16 protein-coding genes are annotated in these 25,106 nt (G+C 72.7%); 6 read left to right on the plus strand and 10 right to left on the minus strand.

The genetic code is table 11. The annotated features are described in order from the left end of the window. Window positions 1-354 precede the first annotated feature (354 nt). The 3 genes from ACIRDU_RS30225 (at window position 355) to ACIRDU_RS30235 (ending at window position 7,326) form a co-directional block, all read left to right on the plus strand. A complete protein-coding gene (locus ACIRDU_RS30225; protein ID WP_403585232.1) occupies window positions 355-5,307 on the plus strand; it encodes an NAD-glutamate dehydrogenase in 4,953 nt (1,650 codons plus the stop codon). Between the two features lie 113 nt (window positions 5,308-5,420). Continuing rightward, window positions 5,421-5,879 (plus strand): GtrA family protein, encoded by a 459-nt coding sequence (locus ACIRDU_RS30230; protein WP_403585235.1) that lies wholly within the window; start codon window positions 5,421-5,423, stop codon window positions 5,877-5,879. Then, window positions 5,863-7,326, plus strand: coding sequence for a hypothetical protein (locus ACIRDU_RS30235; RefSeq protein ID WP_403585238.1), 1,464 nt, complete (start codon window positions 5,863-5,865; stop codon window positions 7,324-7,326). The genes ACIRDU_RS30230 and ACIRDU_RS30235 overlap by 17 nt, the downstream gene beginning before the upstream one ends. Window positions 7,327-7,461: 135 nt before the next feature. Here ACIRDU_RS30235 and ACIRDU_RS30240 read toward each other — a convergent pair whose 3' ends face one another. The 4 genes from ACIRDU_RS30240 to ACIRDU_RS30255 all read right to left on the minus strand — a co-directional run bounded on the left by ACIRDU_RS30240 (window position 7,462) and on the right by ACIRDU_RS30255 (window position 13,096). After that, window positions 7,462-9,108: a glycosyltransferase family 2 protein gene (locus ACIRDU_RS30240; protein ID WP_403585241.1), complete on the minus strand. Its 1,647-nt coding sequence runs from the start codon at window positions 9,106-9,108 to the stop codon at window positions 7,462-7,464. Beyond that, window positions 9,105-11,291 (minus strand): CDP-glycerol glycerophosphotransferase family protein, encoded by a 2,187-nt coding sequence (locus ACIRDU_RS30245; protein ID WP_403585243.1) that lies wholly within the window; start codon window positions 11,289-11,291, stop codon window positions 9,105-9,107. Before ACIRDU_RS30245 ends, ACIRDU_RS30240 begins: the two co-directional genes overlap by 4 nt. A 79-nt stretch (window positions 11,292-11,370) precedes the next feature. Next, a complete protein-coding gene (locus tag ACIRDU_RS30250; protein ID WP_403585246.1) occupies window positions 11,371-12,189 on the minus strand; it encodes an ABC transporter ATP-binding protein in 819 nt (272 codons plus the stop codon). Continuing rightward, window positions 12,182-13,096, minus strand: coding sequence for an ABC transporter permease (locus ACIRDU_RS30255; RefSeq protein WP_403585248.1), 915 nt, complete (start codon window positions 13,094-13,096; stop codon window positions 12,182-12,184). The genes ACIRDU_RS30250 and ACIRDU_RS30255 overlap by 8 nt, the downstream gene beginning before the upstream one ends. A gap of 186 nt (window positions 13,097-13,282) precedes the next feature. On the opposite strand from ACIRDU_RS30255, the gene ACIRDU_RS30260 reads away from it, so the two are divergent. Beyond that, window positions 13,283-13,909 carry a TetR/AcrR family transcriptional regulator gene (locus tag ACIRDU_RS30260; RefSeq protein WP_403585251.1) on the plus strand — a complete coding sequence of 209 codons (627 nt, stop codon included), beginning with the start codon at window positions 13,283-13,285 and terminating at the stop codon, window positions 13,907-13,909. 82 nt (window positions 13,910-13,991) lie between these two features. Here ACIRDU_RS30260 and galE read toward each other — a convergent pair whose 3' ends face one another. Further along, window positions 13,992-14,972, minus strand: a complete 981-nt coding sequence (galE, locus tag ACIRDU_RS30265) for a UDP-glucose 4-epimerase GalE (protein ID WP_403585254.1) — start codon at window positions 14,970-14,972, stop codon at window positions 13,992-13,994. A gap of 71 nt (window positions 14,973-15,043) precedes the next feature. Next, window positions 15,044-16,702 carry a glycosyltransferase family 2 protein gene (locus ACIRDU_RS30270; protein ID WP_403585256.1) on the minus strand — a complete coding sequence of 553 codons (1,659 nt, stop codon included), beginning with the start codon at window positions 16,700-16,702 and terminating at the stop codon, window positions 15,044-15,046. A gap of 91 nt (window positions 16,703-16,793) precedes the next feature. On the opposite strand from ACIRDU_RS30270, the gene ACIRDU_RS30275 reads away from it, so the two are divergent. Beyond that, entirely contained in the window at window positions 16,794-18,422 is a 1,629-nt protein-coding gene (locus tag ACIRDU_RS30275) for a hypothetical protein (RefSeq protein WP_403585259.1), read from the plus strand. Here the strand turns inward: ACIRDU_RS30275 and ACIRDU_RS30280 are convergent. Beyond that, window positions 18,352-18,840 carry a MarR family winged helix-turn-helix transcriptional regulator gene (locus ACIRDU_RS30280; RefSeq protein ID WP_403585260.1) on the minus strand — a complete coding sequence of 163 codons (489 nt, stop codon included), beginning with the start codon at window positions 18,838-18,840 and terminating at the stop codon, window positions 18,352-18,354. The two genes, ACIRDU_RS30275 and ACIRDU_RS30280, sit on opposite strands and share 71 nt — an antisense overlap. A 123-nt stretch (window positions 18,841-18,963) precedes the next feature. Between ACIRDU_RS30280 and ACIRDU_RS30285 the strand changes: the two genes are divergently transcribed. Continuing rightward, the gene (locus tag ACIRDU_RS30285) at window positions 18,964-19,377 is read left to right on the plus strand and encodes an organic hydroperoxide resistance protein (protein ID WP_059421475.1); all 414 of its coding nucleotides are present in this window, start codon (window positions 18,964-18,966) and stop codon (window positions 19,375-19,377) included. A gap of 19 nt (window positions 19,378-19,396) precedes the next feature. Here the strand turns inward: ACIRDU_RS30285 and ACIRDU_RS30290 are convergent, their stop codons facing one another. From ACIRDU_RS30290 to ACIRDU_RS30300, 3 genes are all read right to left on the minus strand, one after another. Further along, the gene (locus ACIRDU_RS30290; protein ID WP_403585263.1) at window positions 19,397-20,956 is read right to left on the minus strand and encodes a hypothetical protein; all 1,560 of its coding nucleotides are present in this window, start codon (window positions 20,954-20,956) and stop codon (window positions 19,397-19,399) included. Window positions 20,957-21,028: 72 nt separating this feature from the next. Beyond that, complete coding sequence (locus ACIRDU_RS30295) at window positions 21,029-22,864, minus strand: hypothetical protein (protein ID WP_403585265.1); 1,836 nt, start codon at window positions 22,862-22,864, stop codon at window positions 21,029-21,031. After that, window positions 22,861-25,101: a CDP-glycerol glycerophosphotransferase family protein gene (locus ACIRDU_RS30300; RefSeq protein WP_403585267.1), complete on the minus strand. Its 2,241-nt coding sequence runs from the start codon at window positions 25,099-25,101 to the stop codon at window positions 22,861-22,863. Before ACIRDU_RS30300 ends, ACIRDU_RS30295 begins: the two co-directional genes overlap by 4 nt. Window positions 25,102-25,106 lie beyond the last annotated feature (5 nt).

Raw genomic sequence — 25,106 nt, forward strand, 5'->3', positions numbered from 1 at the left:
ATAGCCTTGGTGGCGTGATCAGCGCGATAGTTCGCGGGGACGTCGTCGTCCCTGCCCTGCGCCCGGAGAGCACGGACGACATCCGTGACCGGGCGGCGGTCGCTGGTCTTCGCGGGCGGGACGTGGCTTCGAGGACTCCCGGGACGCCGAGCATCACCCGGACCCGGGCGTCGCAGAGAGCAGCGTCACACCGGTGGCGCAGCTCAAGAATGGCTCAGACACCCCCGCTCATCTCACCTTGCGGCATAGCGTCGGAACAGACCGGATACCCCGTGTCACGACGTGAGGTCGTAAGCGCAGAGGCCGTACTTCCTTCTACGTCACGCAACGGCGCGCGACAGGAGCCAGAGGACAATGCAGACCAAGCTGGACGAAGCCAAGGCCGAGTTGCTCGAGAGGGCCGCCCGGGTAGCTGAGAACAGCCCGGTCGGGGGGCACCTACCGACCGGGTCGACGGGCGAGGAGACCCCAGACGCCCAGGAGGCCCCGGACCGCGAGACCCTCCTCACGTTCCTCCAGCGTTACTACCTGCACACGGCCCCGGAGGACCTCAGCGACCGTGACCCGGTCGATGTCTTCGGAGCCGCCGTATCGCACTACCGGCTGGCCGAGAACCGCCCCCAGGGCACCGCCAACGTGCGGGTGCACACCCCCACGGTGGAGGAGAACGGGTGGACCTGCAGCCACTCCGTGGTCGAGGTCGTCACCGACGACATGCCCTTCCTCGTCGACTCCGTCACCAATGAGCTGACGCGACAGGGGCGTGGGATCCACGTCGTCATCCACCCGCAGTTCGTCGTGCGGCGCGATGTCACCGGCAAGCTCATCGAGGTCCTGTCGACCCCGGCGACCGGCGACCTTCCGCACGACGCGCACGTCGAGTCCTGGATCCACGTCGAGATCGACCGCGAGACCGACCGGGCCGATCTGAAGCAGATCACCGCCGACCTGCTGCGCGTGCTGTCCGACGCCCGTGAGGCCGTCGAGGACTGGGGCAAGATGCGGGAGGCGGCGATCCGGCTGGCGGAGGGGCTGCCGGACGAGCCCATCCCCCAGGACCTGCCCGGACCCCAGGTCGAGGAGGCCCGCGAGCTGCTGCGCTGGCTCGCCGACGACCACTTCACGTTCCTCGGCTACCGCGAGTACCAGCTGCGCGACGACGACTCGCTGGCCGCCGTGCCCGGCACCGGGCTCGGCATACTGCGCGCGGACCCGCAGCACGCCGGTCAGGAGAGCCACCCGGTCAGCCCGTCGTTCGAGCGGCTGCCCGCCGACGCCCGGGCGAAGGCGCGCGAGCACAAGCTGCTCGTGCTGACCAAGGCGAACAGCCGGGCGACCGTGCACCGTCCGTCGTACCTGGACTACATCGGCGTCAAGAAGTTCGACGCCGAGGGCAACGTCATCGGCGAGCGGCGGTTCCTCGGGCTGTTCTCCTCCGCCGCCTACACCGAGTCCGTGCGCCGCGTCCCGGTCATCCGGCGCAAGGTCGAGGAGGTCCTGGAGCGCGCCGGGTTCTCGCCCAACAGCCACGACGGCCGTGACCTGACGCAGATCCTGGAGACGTACCCGCGCGACGAGCTGTTCCAGACCCCGGTCGACGAGCTGCGGGCCATCGTCACCTCCGTCCTGTACCTCCAGGAGCGCAGGCGCCTGCGGCTCTACCTGCGCCAGGACGAGTACGGGCGCTACTACTCCGCCCTCGTCTACCTCCCGCGCGACCGCTACACCACGGCCGTGCGCCTCAGGATCATCGAGATCCTCAAGGAGGAGCTCGGCGGCATCAGCGTCGACTTCACGGCCTGGAACACCGAGTCGATCCTGTCCCGGCTGCACTTCGTGGTCCGGGTCCCGCAGGGCACCGAGCTGCCGGAGCTGTCCGACTCCGACAAGGAGCGCATCGAGGCCCGGCTGGTGGAGGCCGCCCGCTCCTGGGAGGACGCCTTCGCCGAGGCGCTCACCGCCGAGCTCGGCGAGGAGCACGCGGCCGAGGCGATGCGCCGGTACGCGCACGCCTTCCCCGAGGGCTACAAGGCCGACCACAACCCGCGCGCCGCGGTCGCCGACCTCGTCCACCTCGAGCAGCTGAACGCCGAGGAGGGCAAGGACTTCGCGCTCAGCCTGTACGAGCCGGTGGGCGCCGCCCCCGAGGAGCGCCGCTTCAAGATCTACCGCACGGGCGACGCGATCTCCCTGTCGGCCGTGCTGCCGGTCCTCAACCGGCTCGGTGTCGAGGTCGTCGACGAGCGGCCGTACGAGCTGCGCTGCTCGGACCGCAGCGTGGCCTGGATCTACGACTTCGGTCTGCGCATGCCCCGCGCGAACGGCGGCGGGGACCACTTCGGCGACGACGCCCGCGAGCGCTTCCAGGACGCCTTCGCCGCCACCTGGACCGGCAAGGCGGAGAACGACGGCTTCAACGCCCTCGTCCTGAGCGCCGGGCTGACCTGGCGGCAGGCGACGGTGCTGCGGGCGTACGCCAAGTACCTGCGCCAGGCGGCGTCGACGTTCAGCCAGGACTACATGGAGGACACCCTCCGCAACAACGTCCACACCACCCGGCTGCTCGTCTCCCTGTTCGAGGCGCGGATGTCGCCGGACCGGCAGCGCGCCGGGCACGAGATCGTGGACGCGCTGCTGGAGGAGGTCGACGCGGCCCTCGACCAGGTGGCCTCGCTCGACGAGGACCGGATCCTGCGGTCCTTCCTCACCGTCATCAAGGCGACCCTGCGGACGAACTTCTTCCAGGAGGCCGCCGGCGGCAAGCCGCACGACTACGTCTCCATGAAGTTCGACCCGCAGGCCATCCCCGACCTGCCGGCGCCGCGCCCCGCGTTCGAGATCTGGGTGTACTCGCCGCGCGTCGAGGGCGTGCACCTGCGCTTCGGCAAGGTCGCGCGCGGTGGCCTGCGCTGGTCCGACCGGCGTGAGGACTTCCGCACCGAGATCCTCGGCCTGGTCAAGGCGCAGATGGTGAAGAACACCGTCATCGTGCCGGTCGGCGCCAAGGGCGGCTTCGTCGCCAAGCAGCTGCCCGACCCGTCCGTGGACCGGGACGCGTGGCTCGCCGAGGGTGTCGCCAGCTACAAGACGTTCATCTCGGCGCTGCTCGACATCACCGACAACATGGTCGCGGGCGAGGTCGTCCCGCCCGCCGACGTCGTCCGGCACGACGAGGACGACACCTACCTCGTCGTCGCCGCCGACAAGGGCACCGCGACCTTCTCCGACATCGCCAACGGGGTCGCCGAGCAGTACAACTTCTGGCTCGGCGACGCCTTCGCCTCGGGTGGCTCCGCCGGCTACGACCACAAGGGCATGGGCATCACCGCCCGCGGCGCCTGGGAGTCCGTCAAGCGACACTTCCGCGACATGGGCGTGGACACCCAGACCGAGGACTTCACGGTCGTCGGCATCGGCGACATGTCGGGTGACGTGTTCGGCAACGGCATGCTGCTCTCCGAGCACATCCGCCTGGTCGCCGCCTTCGACCACCGGCACATCTTCATCGACCCGAACCCGGACGCCGCCACCTCCTACGCCGAGCGCCGCCGCCTGTTCGAGCTGCCCCGCTCCAGCTGGGAGGACTACGACAAGGAGCTGCTGTCGGCCGGCGGTGGCATCTTCCCGCGCACGGCCAAGGCGATCCCGGTCAACGCGCACATCCGCGAGGCCCTCGGCATCGAGGCCAAGGTCACCAAGCTGACCCCGGCCGACCTGATGAAGGCGATCCTCCACGCGCCGGTGGACCTGCTGTGGAACGGCGGCATCGGCACGTACGTCAAGTCCTCGGCCGAGTCGAACGCGGACGTCGGCGACAAGGCCAACGACGCCATCCGGGTCGACGGCAAGGACCTGCGCGTCAAGGTCGTCGGCGAGGGCGGCAACCTCGGTCTGACCCAGCTCGGCCGGATCGAGTTCGCGCTGCACGGCGGCCGGATCAACACCGACGCCATCGACAACAGCGCGGGCGTGGACACCTCCGACCACGAGGTGAACATCAAGATCCTGCTCAACGGCCTGGTCACGGACGGCGACATGACCGTCAAGCAGCGCAACAAGCTGCTCGCGGAGATGACCGACGAGGTCGGCCGTCTGGTGCTGCGCAACAACTACGCGCAGAACACGGCGATCGGCAACGCCCTCGCCCAGTCCGGCGCCATGCTCCACGCCCAGCAGCGCTTCATGAAGCACCTGGTCAGGGAGGGGCACCTCGACCGGGCGCTGGAGTTCCTGCCCACCGACCGGCAGATCCGCGAGCGGCTCGCCCAGGGGCAAGGCCTGACGGGTCCGGAGACGGCCGTACTGCTGGCGTACACGAAGATCACGGTCGCCGAGGAGCTGCTCCACACCTCGCTGCCGGACGACCCGTACCTGACGGGTCTGCTGCACGCGTACTTCCCGACCGAGCTGCGCGAGCAGTTCTCAGACCGGCTCGACGGCCACCCGCTGCGCCGCGAGATCACCACGACCGTCCTGGTCAACGACACGGTCAACACGGGCGGTACGACGTATCTGCACCGACTGCGCGAGGAGACCGGCGCGTCGCTGGAGGAGATCGTGCGGGCGCAGACCGCGGCCCGGGCGATCTTCCGCCAGTCCCCGGTGTGGGACGGGGTCGAGGCGCTCGACAACAAGGTCGAGGCCGAGGTCCAGACCCGCATCCGGCTGCACGCCCGCCGCCTCGTGGAGCGCGGCACGCGCTGGCTGCTCAACAACCGGCCGCAGCCGCTGGAGCTCGCCGGGACCGTCGACTTCTTCGCCGAACGGGTCGAGCAGGTCTGGGGGCAGCTGCCAAAGCTGCTGCGCGGCGCCGACCTGGAGTGGTACCAGAAGATTTACGACGAGCTGACGGGCGCCGGCGTCCCGGACGAACTCGCCACCCGGGTGGCGGGCTTCTCCTCGGCCTTCCCGACGCTCGACATCGTCTCGATCGCCGACCGTATGGGCCGGGAGCCGATGGACGTCGCCGAGGTCTACTACGACCTCGCCGACCGGCTGCGCATCACCCAGCTCATGGACCGCATCATCGAGCTCCCCCGCGCCGACCGCTGGCAGTCCATGGCCCGTGCGGCGATCCGCGAGGACCTGTACGCGGCGCACGCGGCGCTGACCGCCGACGTCCTGGCGGTCGGCGACGGCACCTCGACGCCCGAGCAGCGCTTCAAGGCGTGGGAGCAGAAGAACGCGGCGATCCTCGGCCGGGCCCGCACCACGCTGGAGGACATCCAGAGCTCCGACGCGTTCGACCTGGCCAACCTGTCGGTGGCCATGCGCACGATGAGGACGCTGCTGCGCACGCACTCGTAGCGCGTACGGCGTGCCAGGCGCCCCGGGCCGGTTCCGGCCCGGGGCGCTTCTTCTTGAAGTGCGTTAGGGCGATTCGACTGGAGGACTTACCGAATCCGGCTAAGGCTTGGGGCGTGACTGTGAACCTCTCCGAGGAGCGAGCGGCCGCCCCCGCCCTCCCGGCCAAGCGCGTCATCCTCGAAGTGGTGAACTTCGCGCTGGTCGGCGGCAGCGGCGTCGCCGTCAACCTGCTGGTGTTCAACGTGCTCCTGCACGGGCTGCACCGGGCCGCCATGGTGGCGACCGTACTGGCCAGCCTGGTCGCCATGGGCAGCAACTACCTCGGTTTCCGGTACTTCACCTACCGCGACCGGGCGTCCCGTACCCGGCGCCAGATCGGGCTGTTCTTCGTCTTCAGCGCGCTCGGCGTAGCCATGGAGAGCGGGTTGTTCTACGTCGGATACCACGGCCTAGGCCTGGCCGGGCCCCTCGAATCCAATGCGGTCAAGGCGGTGTCCATCGTCCTGGCCTCCGCCTTCCGCTTCCTCGTCTACCGGACCTGGGTGTTCCAGCACGATGCGCGCCGCGCCTAGACCGGCCCTCGTCGCCCCGCAGGCCGCCGCCGCGGTGGTCGTCCTGCTGCTGCTCCTGGTCATCGTCCGGCTCCCGTGGGCCGGTGACCTCGGGATGCACGCGGCGACCATCCAGCGTCTGCGGCAGGATCTCCTCGACCCGGGCAATCCGCTCGTCGACGCGGACACGCCGAGCCCGTACTACTCTCCCTGGATGCTGGTGCTCGGCTGTGTCGCGCGGGTGAGCGGCCTGTCGGTCTTCGTGGTGCTGCGGCTCGGGGCACTGGCCGGGCTCGGCCTGCTGGTGACGGGGGTGTGGCGATACGTACGCACCCTGACCGGCCATCGTGCCGCGCCCGCGACGGCCCTGCTGAGCCTGCTGTTCCTGTGGGGAACGGCCCCGTTCAAGTGGAGCGGCTTCTACGGGCTCGACTCGCTGGCCCTGACGGTGTCGTATCCGAGCCTGTTCGCGCTGGGACTGGCGTTCCACCTCTGGGCGTGGCTGGGGCGGGCGGTGCGCAGCGGTGCCGGGTGGGGGGTGTGGATCGGGCTCGGAGCGCTGTGGGCGGTGATTCTGCTGTGCCATCAGTTCTCGGGCGTGGTGGCGACCCTGGGGGCGGTCGCGACGGTGGTGGCCGCGCGCCCGGGCCGGGGGGTGTGGCTCCGGCTCGGCGGCGGGCTGGTGGTGGGGCTCGCGGTACCGGCGCTGTGGCCGTACTACGACTTCTTCGCGCTGTTCGGGGCGGGTGACGGGCTGGAGGCGGTGCACCGGCCGCTGTACGAGGACCTGCTCGGGCGGTACTGGCTGGTGCTGCTCGGGGTGGTGGCCCTCGGGCTGCGGGGGTGGCGGGACCGGCGGGATCCGCTGTGGCTGTTCTTCGTGCTGGGTGTCGTGGTGGTGACGGCGGGCGGGGTCAGCGGGCACTACTCCTGGGGGCGGGCGTTGCCGGCGGCGCTGATCCCGGCGCAGATCGCGGCGGCCCTGGAGGTGTGCGAGGCCGGGCGGCGCGGGATGCGGATGGGGTGGGCGTGCGTGCTGGGCGCGGCGCTGGCGCTGGGGGCGTGGACGCAGGTGGGGACGGTCGGGTACGTGGTGGAACCAGGGGATCTTCCGGAGGCCGTCGCGGAGAAGTACCGGCGGCCGTGGGCCGGGTACCACTGGATGACGCGCTGGGTGAAGTACGGGGATGTGGTGATGGCGCGGGAGGGGCGGCCGGCCCGGCAGATCCCGGCGTACGGGGCGTACACGGTGGCGCCGGGGTATCCCGACTTCTTCCTGCCGGACGAGGGGCGGCGGGAGGGGGCTGTGCGGAAGTACTTCGCGGCCGGGACGTCGGGGGAGGAGCGGGGGGAGATTCTGCGGGAGTACGGGGTGCGGTGGGTCGTGGACACAAGGGGTGAGGGAGTGGGGCTGCGGGAGGTGGCTCGGGGGCCGGAGGGGCAGGTGCTGTACGCGGTGGTGCGTTAGTGGGTGCTGCGGGGTGGTTGCCGAGGCCGGGTGGGGCCGCGACCCGGCGGAGGCGGGGTGCCGCTGCGCCCGCCCTCCCGATCGCCCCTTCCGGCACGCATGTCCACAGCCAAGGCATGCCCCGGAGCCGGGCGGTTACTTCAGTGCGCTCGCCACCAAGCGCACCGCCCTCTTCACCCTCGGCCGGGCCATCCTGCGGACCGTCGGGCGGATCAGCTTCGCCGTCACTCCCACCGGCTCCCAGCGGACCTGGAGGCGGCCCGGGCCGTGGCCCTCCGGTTCCACCGTCAGGTGGTGGGACGGGACGCGTGTGGTCAGCCGCGGGAAGGTCAGCGGCGCCAGCAGGAGGCCCGTGTGGGACAGGCCCTGGTGCTGGAGGCGGAGCAACGGGTGGCGGATCCCCGCGAAGCCCTGGAGGGGGAGCGGGGCCGCCCCGAGGTCGAGGTGGGCGTGGCCCTCGAAGAGGCCGGGGCGGACGGGGGAGAGGCGGAAGTGGACGCGGAGGCGGCGGCCGCCCGGGGCGATGAGGAGCGTCGCGCGCTGGGGGCCGACGGGGAGGCGCAGCGCCGGGTCGTAGGTGCGGATCGTGAGGTCGATCGAAGCGCCCGGGCCGCGGGTGATCTCCTTGATCTCGTGGCGGAACTGGGCGCTCGGGAAGGGACGGGTCTCCAACTCCAGGTCGGAGATGTCCAGTTCGCGACGGGACCACTCCGAGTTGGGGACCTTGTCCCCCCAGTAGGTGCGGCCGTCCGCGTCGGTGGCCACTCGCCTCGGTGCCACTCCGTGCCCCAGGCCCCGGGCCGCCAGGCGGGCCTCGGGCAGGCGGCCGTCGCGGATCAGCTGGATGACGACGCGTTCGGCGCGCGGGAGGCGGGCGAACGCGCCCGGCGTGAGCGTGTCGAGGTAGGGGGTGACGATGTCCGCGAAGGACGTCAGCCAGGCGTCGTCCCGGTAGGGCAGGTCACCGGCGTACATCCGGAAGTCGTGTTTGAGGAACTTGTGGTCCTTGTCCTCGCGCAGCGACTCGTGTCCGCTCTCGGCCAGGAACGTGTCGATGAGGTGCTGGACGTGGATCCGGTCCCGGACGTTGGCGAGCTTGTGCCGCTGGTTGGATATCGAGGCCGCCTCGGAGGCCGCGAAGGGCGCCACGTACCACCGGTAGACCGGCTCCGGGACGATCGTGAAGCTCTTGGCCAGGCAGTACGCCTGCGCCGAGAACAGCTGGTCCTCGTAGTGGACGCCCTCGGGGAAGCGCAGGCCGTGCCGGTCGAGGAAGGCGCGGGCGTACATCTTGCTCGTCGACAGGTGCTCGAAGAGCAGACGCGGGTCCGCCTCGATGCCGTCGAGGGTGCGACGCTCGGCGACCAGGTGCGGCATCCACGTCGAGCGGCGGCCGTTGTCCACCCGGACCCGCTGCACCGCGCCCATCGCGAAGTCGATCTCGCGTTCGCGGTGCGCGGCGAGCAGCAGTTCGACGGCGTTGTCGGGGAGTTCGTCGTCGCTGTCGAGGAACATCAGCAACGGCGCGCGTGCGATCCGCAGGGCGCGGTTGCGGGGGGCGCTGCACCCGCCGCTGTTCCGCTCCAGGCGGAGGTGGCGGACGCGTGGGTCCTGGGCCGCCAGCCGCTGTGCCACCGCCGGGGTCTCGTCCGTGGAGTGGTCGTCGCTGATGATGATCTCGATGTTCGTGTGGGTCTGGCGGCGGACCGAGTCGACCGCGCGGGTGAGCCGTTCGGCGTCGTTGTAGACGATGACCGTCACGGTGACGTCGGGGGTCCTCATACGGTCGCCTCCTGCGGGGTCGGGGCCGGGGTGCGTTCCTCGACCGGCAGCACGGGCGGCAGGTCCCGTCCGTCCTGGCCGAGGAAGACCCTGCGGACGACGCGTTCGGCGGCGCGTCCGTCGTCGTACTCGCAGAACCGGCGCCGGAAGACGGCCCGGGTCTTCGCCGCGTTCTCGTCGCGCCAGGCCTCGGTGGTGAGGATGTCCGTGAGTTCCTGCTGGGTGCGGGCCACCGGGCCCGGGGCCTCCGCCATCAGGTCGAAGTAGACGCCACGCGTGGTGCGGTACGTCTCCCAGTCGTCGGCGTAGATCACGATCGGCCGGTCGAGATTGGCGTAGTCGAACATGATCGAGGAGTAGTCCGTGACCAGGGCGTCCGCCGCCAGGCACAGCTCCTCGACCGGGTCGTAGGAGGAGACGTCGATGATCCGGCCCGTGCGGCGGAGGTTGGTGAGCGGGGAGGCGGCGCCGCCGTAGAAGTAGTGGCCGCGGACGAGCAGGACCGTGTCCTCGCCCAGGCGGTCGGCGAGGGCGGCGAGGTCCAGGCGCGGGGTCCAGCCGGCCTCGTAGTCGCGGTGGGTGGGCGCGTAGAGGACGGCCCGGCGGTCCCGGGCGATGCCGAGGCGGTCGCGGACCGCGCGGATGTCCTCGGCGCCGGCCGTGTAGTAGACGTCGTTGCGCGGATAGCCGTGGTCCAGGGAGACGTAGCGCGACGGGTACGCGCGCTCCCACATGCGGGTGGTGTGGCTGTTGGCCGAGACGCTGAAGTCCCACTTGTCGATGCGCTCCAGCAGCGCCCGGAAGTCCAGGCCCTGCGCGGCGGCCGGGAACGCCATCTGGTCGATGCCCATGCGCTTCAGGGGCGTGCCGTGGTGGGTCTGGACGTGGATCGCGTCGGGGCGTTTGACGACCGCGTTCGGGAAGTTGACGTTGTTGACGAGGTACTTGGCGGTCGCCAGCACCTCCCAGTAGCGGCGGCTGCCGGGCACGACGTGATCGGTGCCGGGCGGCAGGAGGGCAGCGTTCTCCTCGGTGACCACCCACACCGGGTGGATCTGCGGGGCGAGTTCGGCGAGCTTGGCGGCGATCGCGGCCGGGTTGCAGGCGACGCCGCGGTTCCAGTACGCGGAGAACACCGCGAGATGCGGGTTGACGGGGCGGCCGAGCGCCCTGCGGTACTGGTGGTCGCGCAGTGTGGCGCCGGCCTGGTGCTTACGCGCCCTTACGACCGACCTGGCGGTGCGGCGGGTGCGGTTGACGGCCTGGAAGGCCCGGTACTTCGTGTACGCGCCCTCCTCGAGCAGGGAGCGGCGGATGCCTTCCAGCCCGGCCGGGCGGCGGTGGCCCTCGGGGCGGCGGCGCAGGGCGGCCAGGGACGCCCGGCGGAAGAACTCCCGTGCGACCTCCTCCGGCATGCCGCCGCGTGCGAAGGTGCGCAGGCAGTCGCGGACCATGACGTCGTAGAGCACGGTGTGCGCGGCGCGCCGGTCGCGGGTGAGGTCGAGGAGGGACTCGTAGCGCTCGACGAGGCCGTAGCGCTGCTCGGGGGTGACCGGGGGCAGGCTCGCGGGGCGCAGCCGGCGGTCCTCGTAGGCGACGTGCGGCAGGCAGGCGACGCGGTCGGCGAGCAGCAGGGCGGCCAGGGCGGCGTACGGCTCGTCGTCGGTGCTGAGCCGCGACTCGTGCGCCCGCCAGAAGTCCGCGCGCAGGACGCGGGTGCCGAGCAGTGGGGTCAGCCGCAGCAGAGGCGCGCAGTCGTCGAGGGCGACATCCGCGCGGCCCGCCCGGGCGAGGAGCGGGCCGTCCGGGGAGGGCATGCCGGAGGTGTGCCAGGTGCTGCGGACGTGGTCGAGCAGGAGGACGTCGACCTCGCCGGGGAGCTCGGCCACCCGCTCGGCGACCGTGCGCGGGGTGCCGGCGGGCAGGCCGTCCTTGGCATGGACGAAGTGCAGCCAGCGGCCGGACGCCCGGGACGCGCCCGCCGCCCGGGCCGCCGCGTCACCGGTGCCCTCAGGCAGCGGCACGACCTGGACGTCCGGGGTGTGCCGCTCGGCGGTCTCCCGGGCCCAGTCGCCGACCGCGGCCACGATCACCTCGGCGTCCGGGAGGGTGTGGGCGGCGAGGAGTTCCGTCAGATGGTCCTGCACGTTCGGCCCGTGGACGATGATGCTGAGTTCGGCCATCCCGGGGACCCCCTCTCGCAGCTGCACCTTATGCGGTCATGCTGCCATCAATGGCGCAAAAGGGCCGACCGGGTGCGCCTCACGAGGGAACGGCGGCCTTGGGCTTGGGCGCCTTGTCCCCGGTGAACGCCTCGTACTCCTTGAGGACGTCCTCCGTCGGCCCGTCCATGCGCAGCTCCCCGCGCTCCAGCCACAGCACCCGGTCGCAGGTGTCGCGGATCGACTTGTTGTTGTGGCTGACCAGGAACACCGTGCCCGCGTGCTTGCGCAGCTCGCGGATGCGGTCCTCGGAGCGCTTCTGGAAGGAGCGGTCGCCGGTGGCCAGCGCCTCGTCGATGAGCAGGACGTCGTGGTCCTTGGCGGCGGCGATGGAGAACCGCAGCCGGGCGGCCATCCCGGAGGAGTACGTCCGCATCGGCAGCGTGATGAAGTCGCCCTTCTCGTTGATGCCGGAGAAGTCGACGATCTCCTGGTAGCGGTCCTTGATCTGCTCGCGGGACATGCCCATGGCCAGGCCGCCGAGGTGCACGTTGCGCTCGCCGGTCAGGTCGTTCATCAGGGCCGCGTTGACGCCGAGCAGGGAGGGCTGGCCGTCGGTGTAGATGCGGCCGTTCTCGACGGGCAGGAGCCCGGCTACGGCCTTCAGCAGGGTGGACTTGCCGGAGCCGTTGGTGCCGATCAGGCCGATCGCCTCGCCCCGGTAGGCGACGAAGGACACGTTCTTCACGGCGTGCACCCGGCGCACGCCCGAGGCCTTCTCGGTCTGCTTGCGGCGCACGATGCGGTTGAGGGCGGCGGTCGCGGAGCCGCGTCCGGCGCCGGTGCCGTTGACGCGGTAGACGATGTCGACGCTATCGGCGACGACGGTGGGGATCTTCTCGCTCGGGTGCTCAGCCACGGCCGTACGTCTCCTCAGCCTTCCAGAAGTAGATGAAGCCGCCGACCCCGGCGACCAGCGCCCAGCCGACGGCGAGCGCCCACACGTGGGCGGGGAGCTGGCTCGCGTGGAAGCTGTCGATCAGGGCGAAGCGCATCAGGTCGATGTAGACGGCGGCCGGGTTGGCCGCCAGGGCGAGGGTCACCACGTGGGGCAGGCTGTCCTTCTGCGCCAGCTTGTCGATGCTCCACATGACACCCGACACATACATCCAGGTGCGCAGCACGAACGGCATCAGCTGGGCGATGTCGGGGGTCTTGGCACCCATCCGGGCCATGACCATGGAGACGCCCGCGTTGAACGTGAACTGCAGGAACAGGGCGGGCAGCGCCAGCAGCCAGGACACACCGACGGGCACACCGAAGCAGAGCAGGATGACGACCAGGGCGCCCATCGAGAACAGCAGCTGCTGGAGCTGCTGGAGGCAGAACGACAGCGGCAGCGCGGCCCGCGGGAAGTGCAGGGCGCGGACCAGGCCGAGGTTGCCGGAAATGGCGCGGGTGCCCGCCATGATCGAGCTCTGCGTGAACGTCCAGATGAACACGCCCGTGACCAGGAACGGGATGTAGTCCGGCACGCCGTGCTTGGTGCCGAGCAGCACGCCGAAGATGAAGTAGTAGACCGCCGCGTTCAGCAGGGGGGTCATCACCTGCCAGACCTGGCCGAGCTTCGCCTGGCTGTACTGGGCGGTGAGTTTGGCGGTGGCGAACGCGGTGATGAAGTGGCGGCGGGCCCACAGCTGGCGGACGTACTCGGGCAGGGAGGGCCGGGCGCCGCTGACCGAGAGGCCGTGGCGGGCGGCGAGGGCCGCGAGGTCGTCGCCGGCCGGAGCCGGGGTCTGGGGCGGTGTGTGGAGGACCGTACTCACATCCGCTGCTTTCGCTCGGGGGGTGTGGGACCTATGGGGCCGCGAAGAGCTAGGGGCGGGGGGTGGCTTTTACCGGACTCTTCACGCATTCTTACGTCGGGACGGGACCGTATCGTCGTAACGGGAGCGTACGACGGGCGAGCGTCGGAACGCAACCGTTTCGTCGTGACGCCCTATGCTGTCGGCATGACGACGAAGCCCGACGAGCCCCAGCAGCCGCCGCGCCGCCGGGCCCCCGCGGGGGCCGCCGTACTGCGGGAGGACGTGACGGAAGCGATCCGGGCGGCCGTCTTCGAGGAACTCGCGGCCGTCGGCTACGCGCGGATGTCCATCGAGGGGATCGCACGCCGGGCGGGCGTCGGGAAGACGGCGGTCTACCGCCGCTGGCGCTCCAAGCTGCACCTGGTGCTGGACATCGTCTCGGCACTCGCCGTGCAGGGCCTGCCCGCGCCGGACACCGGCTCCCTGGAAGGCGATCTGCGGCTGCTCTACGAGGTGACGTCCCGCGCCCTGCGCCACCCCGTCGCCTCGCAGATCATCCCCGACCTCCAGGCCGAGGCGGCCCGCAACCCCGACATCGCCGAAGCCCTGCAGAAGGCCCTGCGCGAGGGCCAGGACGGCGTCGCCACCGGCATCGTGACGGCGGCGGAACGCCGCGGCGAGCTCCGCGAGGGCATCGACCACGACCTGGCCCTCGACCTCATCTCCGGCCCGCTGTACTGGCGCTCGGTGGTGATCCGCACCCCGAAGCTGCCCAAGGGGTACCTGGGCGCGCTGGCCCGGGCCACGTCGGAGGGGTTGAAGGCGCTGTAGGACGGGGCCTCGCGGCACCGTCAGGGAGCCGGCCCCGGCACGCACCGGGGCTCGTCCGGGGCTCGTCCGGGGCTCGGGCGGATCAGCCCCGCCCCGCCTGCGGACGCAGCCGCAGCCACCCCTCCCACGCCGACGTGATCATGTCCTGCACGTCGAGCCGCGCCTTCCAGCCCAGTTCCGCGGCCACGCGGTCGGCGGAGGCGACGACGCGGGCCGGATCGCCCGGGCGGCGGGGGGAGACCGCGGGCGGCCGGTCGTAGCCGGTGACCGCGTTGATGCGGTCGATCATCTCGCGGACGGAGACGCCCTCTCCCCGGCCGATGTTCAGCGTGAGGCCGCGCCCGGGGGAGGAGCGCAGGACCCGGGCCGCCGCGACATGGGCCTCGGCCAGGTCGACGACGTGGATGTAGTCGCGCACACAGGTGCCGTCCGGAGTCGGGTAGTCGTCGCCGAAGACGCGCGGCGGCGCGCCCTGAGTGAGCTTCTCGAAGACCATGGGCACGAGGTTGAACACCCCGACGTCCGCGAGTTCCGGGACCGCCGCGCCCGCCACGTTGAAGTAGCGCAGGCACGCGGTCGACAGCCCGGTCGCCCGGCCCGTCGCGCGGACCAGCCACTCACCGGCCAGCTTGGTCTCGCCGTACGGCGACATGGGCACGCACGGCGTCTCCTCCGTGACCAGGTCCACGTCCGGCATGCCGTAGACCGCCGCCGAGGAGGAGAAGACGAAGGACGGCACCTTCGCCGACGTCACGGCGCTCAGCAGGGTCCGCAGGCCCTCGACGTTCTCGCGGTAGTAGTGCAGCGGCAGTTCGACCGACTCGCCCACCTGCTTCTTCGCCGCGAGGTGGACGACGCCGGTGACCGCGTGGTCCGCGAGGGTGCGGGCGAGCCGCTCGGCGTCCAGGGTCGATCCCGTCACCAGCGGCACCCCGTCCGGCACGCGCTCGGCGATACCGGTGGACAGGTCGTCGTACACCACCGCCTGTTCCCCCGCCGCGGTCATCGCCCGTACGACGTGCGCGCCGATGTAGCCGGCGCCGCCGGTGATCAACCAGGTCATGTGCGGCCGTCCCCTCGTCAGTTGACCCGTGGTGGTGGTGCTGCGCGCTGATCCGTCGTGGTCTCGTGGTCTCAGTGAAGCAGGCGGCGCAGTCGTGCGCGTGCGACCGACAGCACACCGCGTACGCCGGGGGCCACCCGCAGCGCCAGCGCGCCGGAGTGGGTGGAGTACGGCTGTACGAGTACCACGCCGTGCCGGGCGCTCGGGACGGCGCTGCGACGCAGCAGACCGGCGCCCGTGAGCGCGTGCGCCGTGGCGTCGCGGCTCGCGCCGTCGCGGAAGCGGATGCGAAGGCGCAGGTCCCAGGTGCCCGCGCCGAGCGCCGACAGCGCGGCGAGGTCGACGGCCGTCTCCGCCCACCAGGCGCCGGCGGTCCCGGCGGCCTCGGAACCCCTCGCGCACGGCACGAGCGCCACGGCCGCACCCCGGACCACCACGTCCCCGTCGTCCCGGCGGCGCCACTGCGCCTCCACCGTCTCCGGCCCCGCCTGCGCCACCCGGCCGTACAGCTCGTGCAGACGCAGCCGCAGCCGGGTGCCACGCGCGCGCGGCCGCAGCTCCGCGTCGACGGCGAGGGGCAGCGCACGGACCGGCCGGGCTCGCAGGGGCTCCAGGGAGACCTGCGGGAGGCCCTCCGACCAAACGGGCGTGCCGTCCGCGGCGCGGGCGTACGGCGGGCAGAGGCGGGCCGGGCGGGCCGCGAGCTCCCGCAGCCGGGGCAGGTCGCACGGCTCCGGGGAGGCCAGCACGACCCGCCCGACCAGCCGGCCGGGAGCGGCCGGGTTGCGCGCCCAGTCGTCGGCGTCGTACTCCGCGAGGTGCGCCCGCGTGAGCTCCCACCACGCACGCCGGTAGGCGGCGTCGCGCAACCCCAGCTCGCGCACGTACATGCGCAGGTCGTGGTCGAGGAACTTGGCGCGCACGGCCCGCGCGAGTTCCTTCTGCCCGGCGCCCAGGAGCACCTCGTACGCCTGCCGGCAGGCCTCCGTACGGGCCCGCCAGTTCTCGACGCCGGTCCGGTCCAGGGAGATCGACAGCCGCTCGGCGGACCGGCGCACGTGCCAGACGTACACCCGGTCCGGGACCAGGGCGACGCGCGGGGCCGCGGCCAGCACACGCGCGGTGAAGACGACGTCCTCGTACGGGAAGCGGCCCTCGGGGAAGCGGATGCCGTGCGCGCGCAGGAAGCCGGTGCGGTAGAGCTTGTTGACGCAGATGGTGTCGTGGACCAGGCGCGGCCGCTGCGCGGGGTGCGGCACCACGGCGTGCAGCGCGTAGAGGCGCGCCTGCCAGGGGACTTCGCGCCCCGACGGCACTTCCCGGCGTACGCACAGGCCGCTCGCGACCTCCGCGTGCGCACCCGCGGCCGCTTCGAGCAGCGCGTCGACCGCGCCGGGCGGCAGGACGTCGTCGCTGTCCAGGAACATCACGTACGGCGAGGCCACCGCGTCGAGCCCGGTGTTGCGCGGAGTGCCGCAGCCGCCGCTGTTGACCCGGCGGCGGATCACCCTCAGCCGTGGCTCCATGGTGGCGAGCCGGTCGAGCAGGCCCGCGCTGCCGTCCGTCGAGCAGTCGTCGACGGCCACCACCTCGCGCACGGCCGGCCCCTGGGCGAGCGCCGAGCGCACGGCGTCCGTCACATGGGCGGCGTCGTCGTAACCGATCACCACGACGGCGACCTCGGCAAGCGGCCTCTCGGTGTCCGTCCCGGCAGGCATCACGGCATTCATCACGACCGATCGTAAGCCGGGCGAATGACATGAAAGTGGTAACACACCATCAAATCCGCCCGAAGAGGAGTGAGCAGCACAGAATCGGGCCGTGAGAAGCGGACAGTCGAGGGGGAGCGGCCGGTTCGGCGCGGGAGTGGTGCCCGTGGCGGTGCCCATGGCGGTGATGCTCACGATCGGCCTGTGGGGCCTGGACCGCGGCGGCATGTGGGGCGACGAGAGCGTCACCTTCCAGGTCGCGCAGCGCACGGTCCCGCAGATCTGGCGGCTGCTGCACGACGTGGACGCCGTGCACGGCCTCTACTACCTGTTCATGCACGCCGTCCTCACCGTCCACCCGAGCGAGGTCGTGCTGCGCCTGCCGTCGGTGTGCGCGGCGACGGCGACCGCCGGTCTGGTCGCGGCCCTGGGCGTCCGGCTGGCCGGGCCCCGGGTCGGCCTGTGGGCCGGTGCCCTCTACGCGATCACGCCGATGACCGGCCACTACGCCCAGGAGGGACGGTCCTACGCGCTCGTCGCGGCGGGCGTGGCGGGCTCGACGCTGCTGCTCCTGAGGGCCGTGGACGGGCCGGGGGCCCGGGTCTGGTGGCCGTACGGGACGGTCGTCGTCCTGACCTGTGCGCTGCACGAGCTGGCGGTGCCGGTGCTGGGCGCCCACGCGGTGACGCTGGCCCTGCTGCGGGCGCCGAGGAGGGTCTGGTCCGGCTGGGGGCGGGCGGCGGGAGCGGTGGCGCTGCTCCTGCTGCCGCTGGTGTGGGTGTCGCAGGGGCAGTCCGGGCAGGTGGCGTGGCTGGTGCCGCCGGGGTGGGACCGGGTCGAGAGGCTGGCCCGGAACTTCTCGCCCGGCCCGGCGGGGCCGGTGTTCTGGGGGGCGCTGCTGCTGATGGCCGTGGGACTCCGGGAGCGGCGGACGGCGGCGGTCGCGCTCCCGCTGCTGCTGGTGCCGCCGGGGATCCTGATGGCCGTGTCGCAGGTCCGCCCGCTCTACCACGACCGGTACGTGCTCTACGCGCTGGCGGGCGCGTCCCTGCTGGTCGCGGCCGGGGCCGGGCGGGTGGCCCGGGCTCTGGGGCGGGTGCGGTTCGACGGGCGGCGGATGCGGGTCGGCGGCCGGCGGGTGCACGCCCTGCTGGGGGTCGCCGGTGTCCTCACCCTCGTCGCCACCTTCCTGAGCCAGGTCCCCGTGCATCGCCAGGACCGTGCCGCCGCCCATCGCCCGGACAACCTCGCCGTGGTCTCCGCACTCGCCGTCCGGCAGATGCGGCCCGGCGACCCGGTGCTGTTCCTGCCGTCGGTCGGCAGGCTCGCCGCGCTGGCCTACCCGAAGGGGTTCCAGCGGGCGCGGGACATCGCGCTGCGTGAGTCCGCGCCCCGCTCCGGGACGCTGTGGGGCCGGGAGGCGACCCCCGGGGAGCTGCGCCGGCGGCTCGCCACGGTGGACCGCGTCTGGGTCGTCTCCGAGGCGTACGCGGTGGACCCGCGCTGGTCCCCGGCCGATCCGGTCGAGCGCACCAAACGCGCCGTGCTGAAGGAGGAGTTCACGGTCCGGGAGGAACACGCCCGGGGCGGAGTGGTCCTCCGCCTCCACGTCCGGCGGCAGCCCGCGGACGAGCCGGCCGGTGTACCCGCCGGCGTACCGCCCGGTGCCGCTACGACGGCCCGTCTGCCGGCGAGCCGTCCTGCGGCTCCGCGAGCGCTGCCACGTCCAGCGCGGTGGTGAGCTCGTCGAGGCGGGCGCGCAGGGCGCGGATCTCCTCGGGGCCGAAGCCGGTCGAGGCGGCGATCCGGCGCGGCACCTGAAGCGCCCGCCCGCGCAGCGCGACGCCCTCCCCGGTCAGCCGCACCTCCACCGAGCGCTCGTCGCGCGCGCTGCGCTCCCGGCGCACCAGGCCGGCCGCCTCCAGCCGCTTGAGCAGCGGCGACAGCGTGCCGGAGTCGAGCCGCAGATGCTCCCCGAGCTTTTTGACGGGCAGCTCGTCGTGCTCCCAGAGCACCAGCATCACCAGGTACTGCGGGTAGGTGAGCCCGAGGTCCTTGAGGATCCCGCGGTAGACGCCGTTGAAGGCGCGGGAGGCCGCGTGCAGGGAGAAACAGATCTGCTGGTCCAGGCGGAGCCAGTCGTCGTCGGGCGTGTTCATGCTTCCAGGGTAGCTCGTGCCCTGCCATTCAATTGCGCACAACTGAATTGTGTGCTCTAATTCTGGGTGTCAGGCGGCCCGGAAGCGGGCCGCCGAACGTTGACGTGAGAGGGAAGGTTTTCCATGGACGCGCTCTACACCGCTGTCGCCACCGCCACCCACGGCCGCGAGGGCCGGGCCGTCAGCTCCGACGGCGTGCTGGACCTCGCCCTGGGCATGCCCGAGGCACTGGGCGGCAACGGCCAGGGCACCAACCCCGAGCAGCTCTTCGCCGCCGGTTACGCCGCCTGCTTCGGCAGCGCCCTCGGCCTCGTCGGCCGCCAGGCCAAGGTCGACGTCAGCGACGCCGCCGTGACGGCCGAGGTCTCCATAGGCAAGCAGGGCGAGGGCTTCGGCCTCGCCGTCACCCTCCGCGTGGAGCTTCCCGACAGCGTGGACGAGGCGACCGGCCGCAAGCTGGTCGAGCAGGCCCACCAGGTCTGCCCGTACTCCAACGCCACCCGCGGCAACATCGAGGTCGACCTCGTCATCGAGTAGCCCCGGAGGCCGATGAAGGTCACCCCCCGACCCGCGCCAGCACCTCCCCCGTCCGTCTGCTCCACGCCACCACCACGGCCTCCTCGGGCACCGGGTGCCAGCGCGTCAGCAGCAGCCAGCGCACGTGATAGCGGCGGACGACGGCGGACCGCTCGGCGCGGGTCGAGCCGGGGGCGAGATAGGCGCGCACGTCGGCCGCCCGGCGCTTGCGCCGCTGCTCGTCCAGGGCGGGGTCGGGCCAGATGGGCGCGGCGAGGTTCGGCCCGTACCCGGCGATGGCGTGACTGGCGAAGTACCCGTCGGTGATCACCACCTCGCCCGGCCCGATGTGCCGCGCCGCCCAGTCGTACGACGGCCAGCGCGTCGGCTGCGCGAACCCCACCGGATCGACCGAGCGCGGCACGACCGCCCCGGCGTGCACGGTGACGAACCCGACGCACGCCCCGACCGCCGCCGCCCCGCCCAGCACCCGTCTGGCCCGCTGCCAGGGCCGGGGCGCCGCCAGCTCCACCGCCAGGGCGAACTGAAGCGGCACCAGCACGGCCCACAGGGCCCGGGCGTACGTGTAGTGCCCGCTCACCCAGCCGTAGGCCGGCAGCAGGCACCCCAGCAGGAACATCAGCACCAGCGGATCACGCGCCGACCTGCGGGCCCGCACCCACAGCGCGGGCAGCCCGAGCAGCGCCAGCCACGAGTTGGCGAGCATCCGTTCGTACAGCTGCCGGTGCATCGGGTCCATGCCGGTGTCGCCCACCAGCGTCAGGACGTCGTAGTACGGCCAGGTCAGGGCGACCGTCGCGCAGGCCGCCGTGGTGAGCGCCCAGCGCGCCACGACCGTCCGGCGCCAGCCGCGCTGCCGGGACGCCACGATCGCCACCGCCCCGGTGAGACCGGAAGCCGCCGTCACGGGGTGGGTGAGCAGGATCAGCCCGTACAGGACGCCGATCCCGGCATATCCCCACCAGCCGCCGAGCCCGCTCGGGCCGACGAACCGCACGGCCGGGGCGTCGTCCCGCGCGAGGGTGCCCGTCCGGGCCCACGCCCAGAACGTCAGGCCGATCGCGAGCGCGGACGGATAGCCCAGGTTCGTCGTCATCGACATCAGCCCGAGGTAGCCGCTCCAGCGGATCCGCGCGGTGCCCCACAGCAGCGTCATGAACAGCAGGGCCCACACCGGCGCCCAGGGGCGCGAGGTGAAGGTCCTGACGAAACGGCCGAGCCCCGTCAGCAGCACCAGCAGATGCACCGGCCCGGCGAGCTTCACGACCTCCCAGCCCGACAACCCCGTCAGCCGCGCCAGGACGCCCTGGGCGACGGCGTACGGGCCGTAGTACGGGCTGCCCTCGCCCGGCAGATCGGCCATGGTGTGGGCCGGGTGGAGCAGGTCGGCCTTCAGGCGCTCGACGACCGCCGCGTGCTGTCCGGCGTCGCAGCACAGCGGGACGCGCCAGAACGCCAGCGTCATCACCAGCCAGAACAGGGCGCCGAAGAACCGGTACGGCGTGAGCCGCACGGGACGGCCGCCGCGCAGCGCCGTCGCGCCGCGCACCGCCCGCCGGACCAGGACCGGGGCGCTCACAGGAGGGTGGAAGGGGTCTGGGGCATGCGCCGAATGTTCCCGCCCCTCCACACGCCCTGACCCCGGGTCACTTCATCGGGTGAGGCCGCTACGCCCACCTGCCGGTCGGTCGCACAGCGCCTGCTGCGCCGCCGCAGGCCAGCGCGCGAAGCGGAATCGGGTCCGCTCCACCGCCCCGGTGAGGTTCCGCCAGAACCGCTCGGCGGTGAGGGGCGCGCGCACCGACTCCCTCAGCTCGGCGAGTTGGCCGCAGCCCAGCGCGGCCCGGGCCGCCTCCACCGCCTCCCGCGGGGCCCCGGCCCGCACCAGGTCGCGCTGCGGCGGGTGCTCGGCCGCCCACTCGGCGAAGACCCAGTAGTTGCGCAGGAACTTCTCGTGCCCGGGCCAGCTCCACCGCTCCAGCGCCAGATGCGCGCCGACGGGGCTGGCCAGTCCCCAGGCGTCGTTGACGTAGGCGTCCAGCGGCGCCGCCGCCCCCGTCACTCCGAGATGACGGCCCACGATCACCACCTGGTACGGCGAGTCCGCGCGCATCGGCGTGGCGTGCAGCCGCCGCTCGGCGTCGAAGTAGAGCAGCGTCGGCCCGGGCGCGCGCTCGGCCCGTGCCAGCATGGCGCGCCCCTCCGGCAGGGCGGGCCAGTTGGCCACCCAGGTGGCGGTGCGCACCGGGTTGTGGTCGCCGAGGCCCTCCACGTCGGAGCTGCGCACGTTGAACGAGCCGGGCGTGCTGCGCACGTCGAACGGCGTCCGCAGCGGACTGACCGCCGCGCACAGCCAGACCACCAGCAGCGCGCTCGCGACGCCGGTGAACCTGGTCGCGGGCACCACCAGCACCGGCAGGAGCAGCAGGAGAAGAGCGGGCAGGACCATGCGGGCGTGCATGTAGTCGCCGCCGACGCGGACGACGTACCCGGTCAGCAGCAGGCCCGCCGCGAGCGGCGCCAGCAGCACCGCGAGCGAGGCCCGGCGCGGGGCGCGCTCCCGCCGCTCCCTGCGGACGCGGCGCACCAGCAGGACGGCCAGCGCCCCGAGCACGGGGACGACGGGCCAGAGCCAGTAGGGCCCGAGCGTCTCCTGCACATACCCGGCGCCCCGGCTCCAGTCGCTGGCGCTCGCCTCCTTGGCGATGGCGGGCAGCGGCACCAGGATCCCGTAGTACCCCGCCCGGAAGACCTCGTAGGCCAGTGGCACCGCTCCCGCCGAGGCCAGCATCGCCGCCGTACGACGCCGGGAGGGGCGCAGCACCCACCACTGCGCCGCCAGGAAGCACGCCGTGACCACCGCGAGATCGGGCCGGACCAGCGGACCCAGCCCGAACACGAAGGCGGCCGGGTACGTCTGCCGGGCCTCCTGGCCGCGCCGGGTCCGCGTCAGCAGCCACCACGACAGGCCGGTCCAGAAGGCGCCGAGGCCGCTCTCCAGACCCGAGGTCATGTACGACCAGAACGGCGGCACGGCCAACAGCACCAGCACACCGGCGGGGAGCAGCAGCCCCGCGCCCCGGTGCAGCCGGCAGGTGGCGAGCAGGGCGAACGCGAAGCCGGCGGTGCTCAGCATCAGGCCGAGTCCGACCGCGAGGAACGCCGGGTCCTCGCCGGTGACCCACGTCACGAGCGCGAGCAGCCACTGCCACAGGGTGCCGGTGGAACTCTCCGCCCGCTCCCCGACGTTGAACACGGGCCCGTTGCCCGCCAGGATCTGCCGGACCGGCCGCAGATAGATGAGCCCGTCGTCGCAGATCCAGCGGCGCCGGTACCCCAGCACGAACAGGGCCGCGGTGGGCACGGCGACCAGGGCCGCGTGCCAGCCCCGCACCCACCTCGGCCGCTCGGCGGCGGGCGGCCGGGCCGTGGAGGCCCGCTGGCCCGGCAGGGAGGGGACGGCCTCGGGGGTCGCGGGAGTTCTCATCCCTCGATCAGCGCCTCGGGTCGTGTCCGGGACCCCTCGGTCCGGCGGGCCGCGGGCAGCAGCGCGCCGCCCCCCTCGCCCAGCATCAGCAGCCGGACGACCCGCTCGGCGGCCCGCCCGTCCTCGAACTCGCAGTACCGTTCCCGGAAGCCGGAGCGCAGCCGTGCCGCCTCCGCGTCCTGCCAGGTGCCGGACGCGAACAGCCAGGCCAGCTCCCGGTACGAGCGCGACACATGGCCCGGTGCGTCGGCCGTGATGTCGAAGTAGGCGCCCCGGCTGGCCCTGAACGCGCCCCAGTCGTCGGCGTGGACGACGATCGGCCGGTCCAGGAGGGCGTAGTCGAACATCAGGGCGGAGTAGTCGGTGACCAGCGCGTCGGAGGCGAGCATCACGTCCTCGACGTGCGGCTCGTCGGTCGCGTCCACCAGGACCCCGCGCCGGTGCAGGTCGGCCAGGCCGAGGCCCCGCGCGACGCCCACCGCCAGCGACGGGTGCAGGCGGACGACCAGCGTGTGCCCGGGGCCCAGGTCCTCGGCGAACCGGGCCGGGTCGAACCGGTCGACATGGCCGCCCCGCCGGTAGTCGCGACGGGTCGGCGCGTACAGCACGACCGTGTCACCGGCCGGGATGCCGAGCCGCTCGCGCACCGCCCGGCCCCGCTCCGGACCGGCGCCGACCAGCACGTCGTTGCGCGGGCTGCCGATCCGCAGCGAGGTGAAGTGGCACGGGTAGGCCCGCTCCCAGGCATGTTCCGCGTGCCGCCCCGCGACCAGGCTGTAGTCCCAGCGGTCGGCCCGGCGCAGCATCTGCGGCACGTCGAAGCCGTGCCGTGCGCCCGGCTTGGTCAGCAGGTCGGCTCCCATGTACTTCAGCGGGGTGCCCTGGTGGGTGTGGATGTGGACGCTGCCGGGCCGCTTGGCCAGGGTGCCGGGCCAGTTGACGTTGTTCACCCAGTACGTGGCCCGTGCCATGACCTCGTGGTAGCGCCGCGAGCCCGGCGTCACATGGTCGATGCCGGGCGGCAGCGCGTCCACCGCGTCCTCCCGGACCACCCACACGCCCCGGATGTGCGGGGCGATCTCGCGCGCCTTCTCGTAGATCGCGGCAGGGTCGCCGGACACGCCCCGGTGGTGGGTCGCCGAGTAGACGGCGAGGTGCGGATCCAGGGGGCGCTTCGACTGGGCCGCGTACCAGCCGCGCAGGGCGGTCTCCGACGCCCTCTTCGCCACCCGCCGCTGCCCGCCCAGGGCGGCCGCGCGCAGATCCCGCAGCCCGCGCGCCGCCGCGTACGACGCGTAGGGCGCCGAGGCCAGCAGCCGCATCTCGATCCCGCGCCAGCCGTCCGGCCGTGGGAAGCCGCCCTCCGGGAGGTGACGGCGGTGGAAGGAGCGGATCTCGCGGTAGAAGTCGCCCCGGTCCGCGGGCCGCACCCGGTCCTCACGGGCCAGCACGAACAGCATGTGGTCCAGGGCCCGCTCCAGCAGCGGCGGCCGCGCCCAGTCGAGGTCGGGGCGCTGCTCCAGGAAGGAGAACAGCCCCTCGTACTGCGCGAAGATGTCGAAGTGCCGGCGCCCCGGGGTCTTGGTGATCGCGCCCTGCCGGCGCTGCCGGTACTCCACGCCGATCCGGTCCAGGCAGGCGATCCGGCCCGCCAGCACCATCGACCGGTAGGTGACCGGCGCGTCCTCGTACAGCCCCGGCGCGAACTCCAGCTCGTGCTCCTGGAAGAACGACCGCCGGTAGGCCTTGTTCCAGGCGACCAGGAACAGGTTGAGGTACTGCGGGCTCTCCCGGACGGTGAACGTCTCCGAACCCGCCGCGGCCAGCAGGTCCGCCGCCTCGCTGCGCCCGCCCCGGCCCCACCAGTGGGTGCGCACATGGTCGAAGACCAGGATGTCCGGGTCGTCGGTCGCGGCCAGGCGGGCGGCGACGGCGGCCAGCAGGCCCGGCGTGTAGTGGTCGTCGCTGTCCAGGAACAGGACGTAGTCACCGGCCGCCTGCGCCAGGCCGGCGTTGCGGGCCCGGCCCAGGCCGACGTTCTCGGGCAGGTGCAGCACCCGCACCCGGGCGTCGCGGGCGGCGTACTCGTCGAGGATCGCGCCGCTGCCGTCGGGCGAGCGGTCGTCCACGGCGATCACCTCGAAGTCGCCGTAGGACTGCCCGAGCACCGAGTCGAGACACTCGCGCAGGAAGCCCTGCACCTTGTAGACGGGGACGATGATGCTGAAGCGGGGCACTTCTT

The sequence above is a fragment of the Streptomyces sp. NPDC093598 genome (assembly GCF_044764825.1).
In the GTDB taxonomy this organism is placed as follows: Bacteria; Actinomycetota; Actinomycetes; order Streptomycetales; family Streptomycetaceae; genus Streptomyces.

Excerpts from the sequence above, each read along its gene's own strand:
- ACIRDU_RS30285 (WP_059421475.1), top strand. The coding sequence starts at position 18,964 with ATGGACGCGCTCTACACCGCTGTCGCCACCGCCACCCACGGCCGCGAG.
- ACIRDU_RS30240 (WP_403585241.1), bottom strand. The coding sequence starts at position 9,108 with ATGAGGACCCCCGACGTCACCGTGACGGTCATCGTCTACAACGACGCC.
- ACIRDU_RS30260 (WP_403585251.1), top strand. The coding sequence starts at position 13,283 with ATGACGACGAAGCCCGACGAGCCCCAGCAGCCGCCGCGCCGCCGGGCC.
- ACIRDU_RS30295 (WP_403585265.1), bottom strand. The coding sequence starts at position 22,864 with ATGAGAACTCCCGCGACCCCCGAGGCCGTCCCCTCCCTGCCGGGCCAG.
- ACIRDU_RS30270 (WP_403585256.1), bottom strand. The coding sequence starts at position 16,702 with ATGAATGCCGTGATGCCTGCCGGGACGGACACCGAGAGGCCGCTTGCC.
- ACIRDU_RS30245 (WP_403585243.1), bottom strand. The coding sequence starts at position 11,291 with ATGGCCGAACTCAGCATCATCGTCCACGGGCCGAACGTGCAGGACCAT.
- ACIRDU_RS30235 (WP_403585238.1), top strand. The coding sequence starts at position 5,863 with ATGCGCGCCGCGCCTAGACCGGCCCTCGTCGCCCCGCAGGCCGCCGCC.
- ACIRDU_RS30225 (WP_403585232.1), top strand. The coding sequence starts at position 355 with ATGCAGACCAAGCTGGACGAAGCCAAGGCCGAGTTGCTCGAGAGGGCC.
- ACIRDU_RS30280 (WP_403585260.1), bottom strand. The coding sequence starts at position 18,840 with ATGAACACGCCCGACGACGACTGGCTCCGCCTGGACCAGCAGATCTGT.
- galE (WP_403585254.1), bottom strand. The coding sequence starts at position 14,972 with ATGACCTGGTTGATCACCGGCGGCGCCGGCTACATCGGCGCGCACGTC.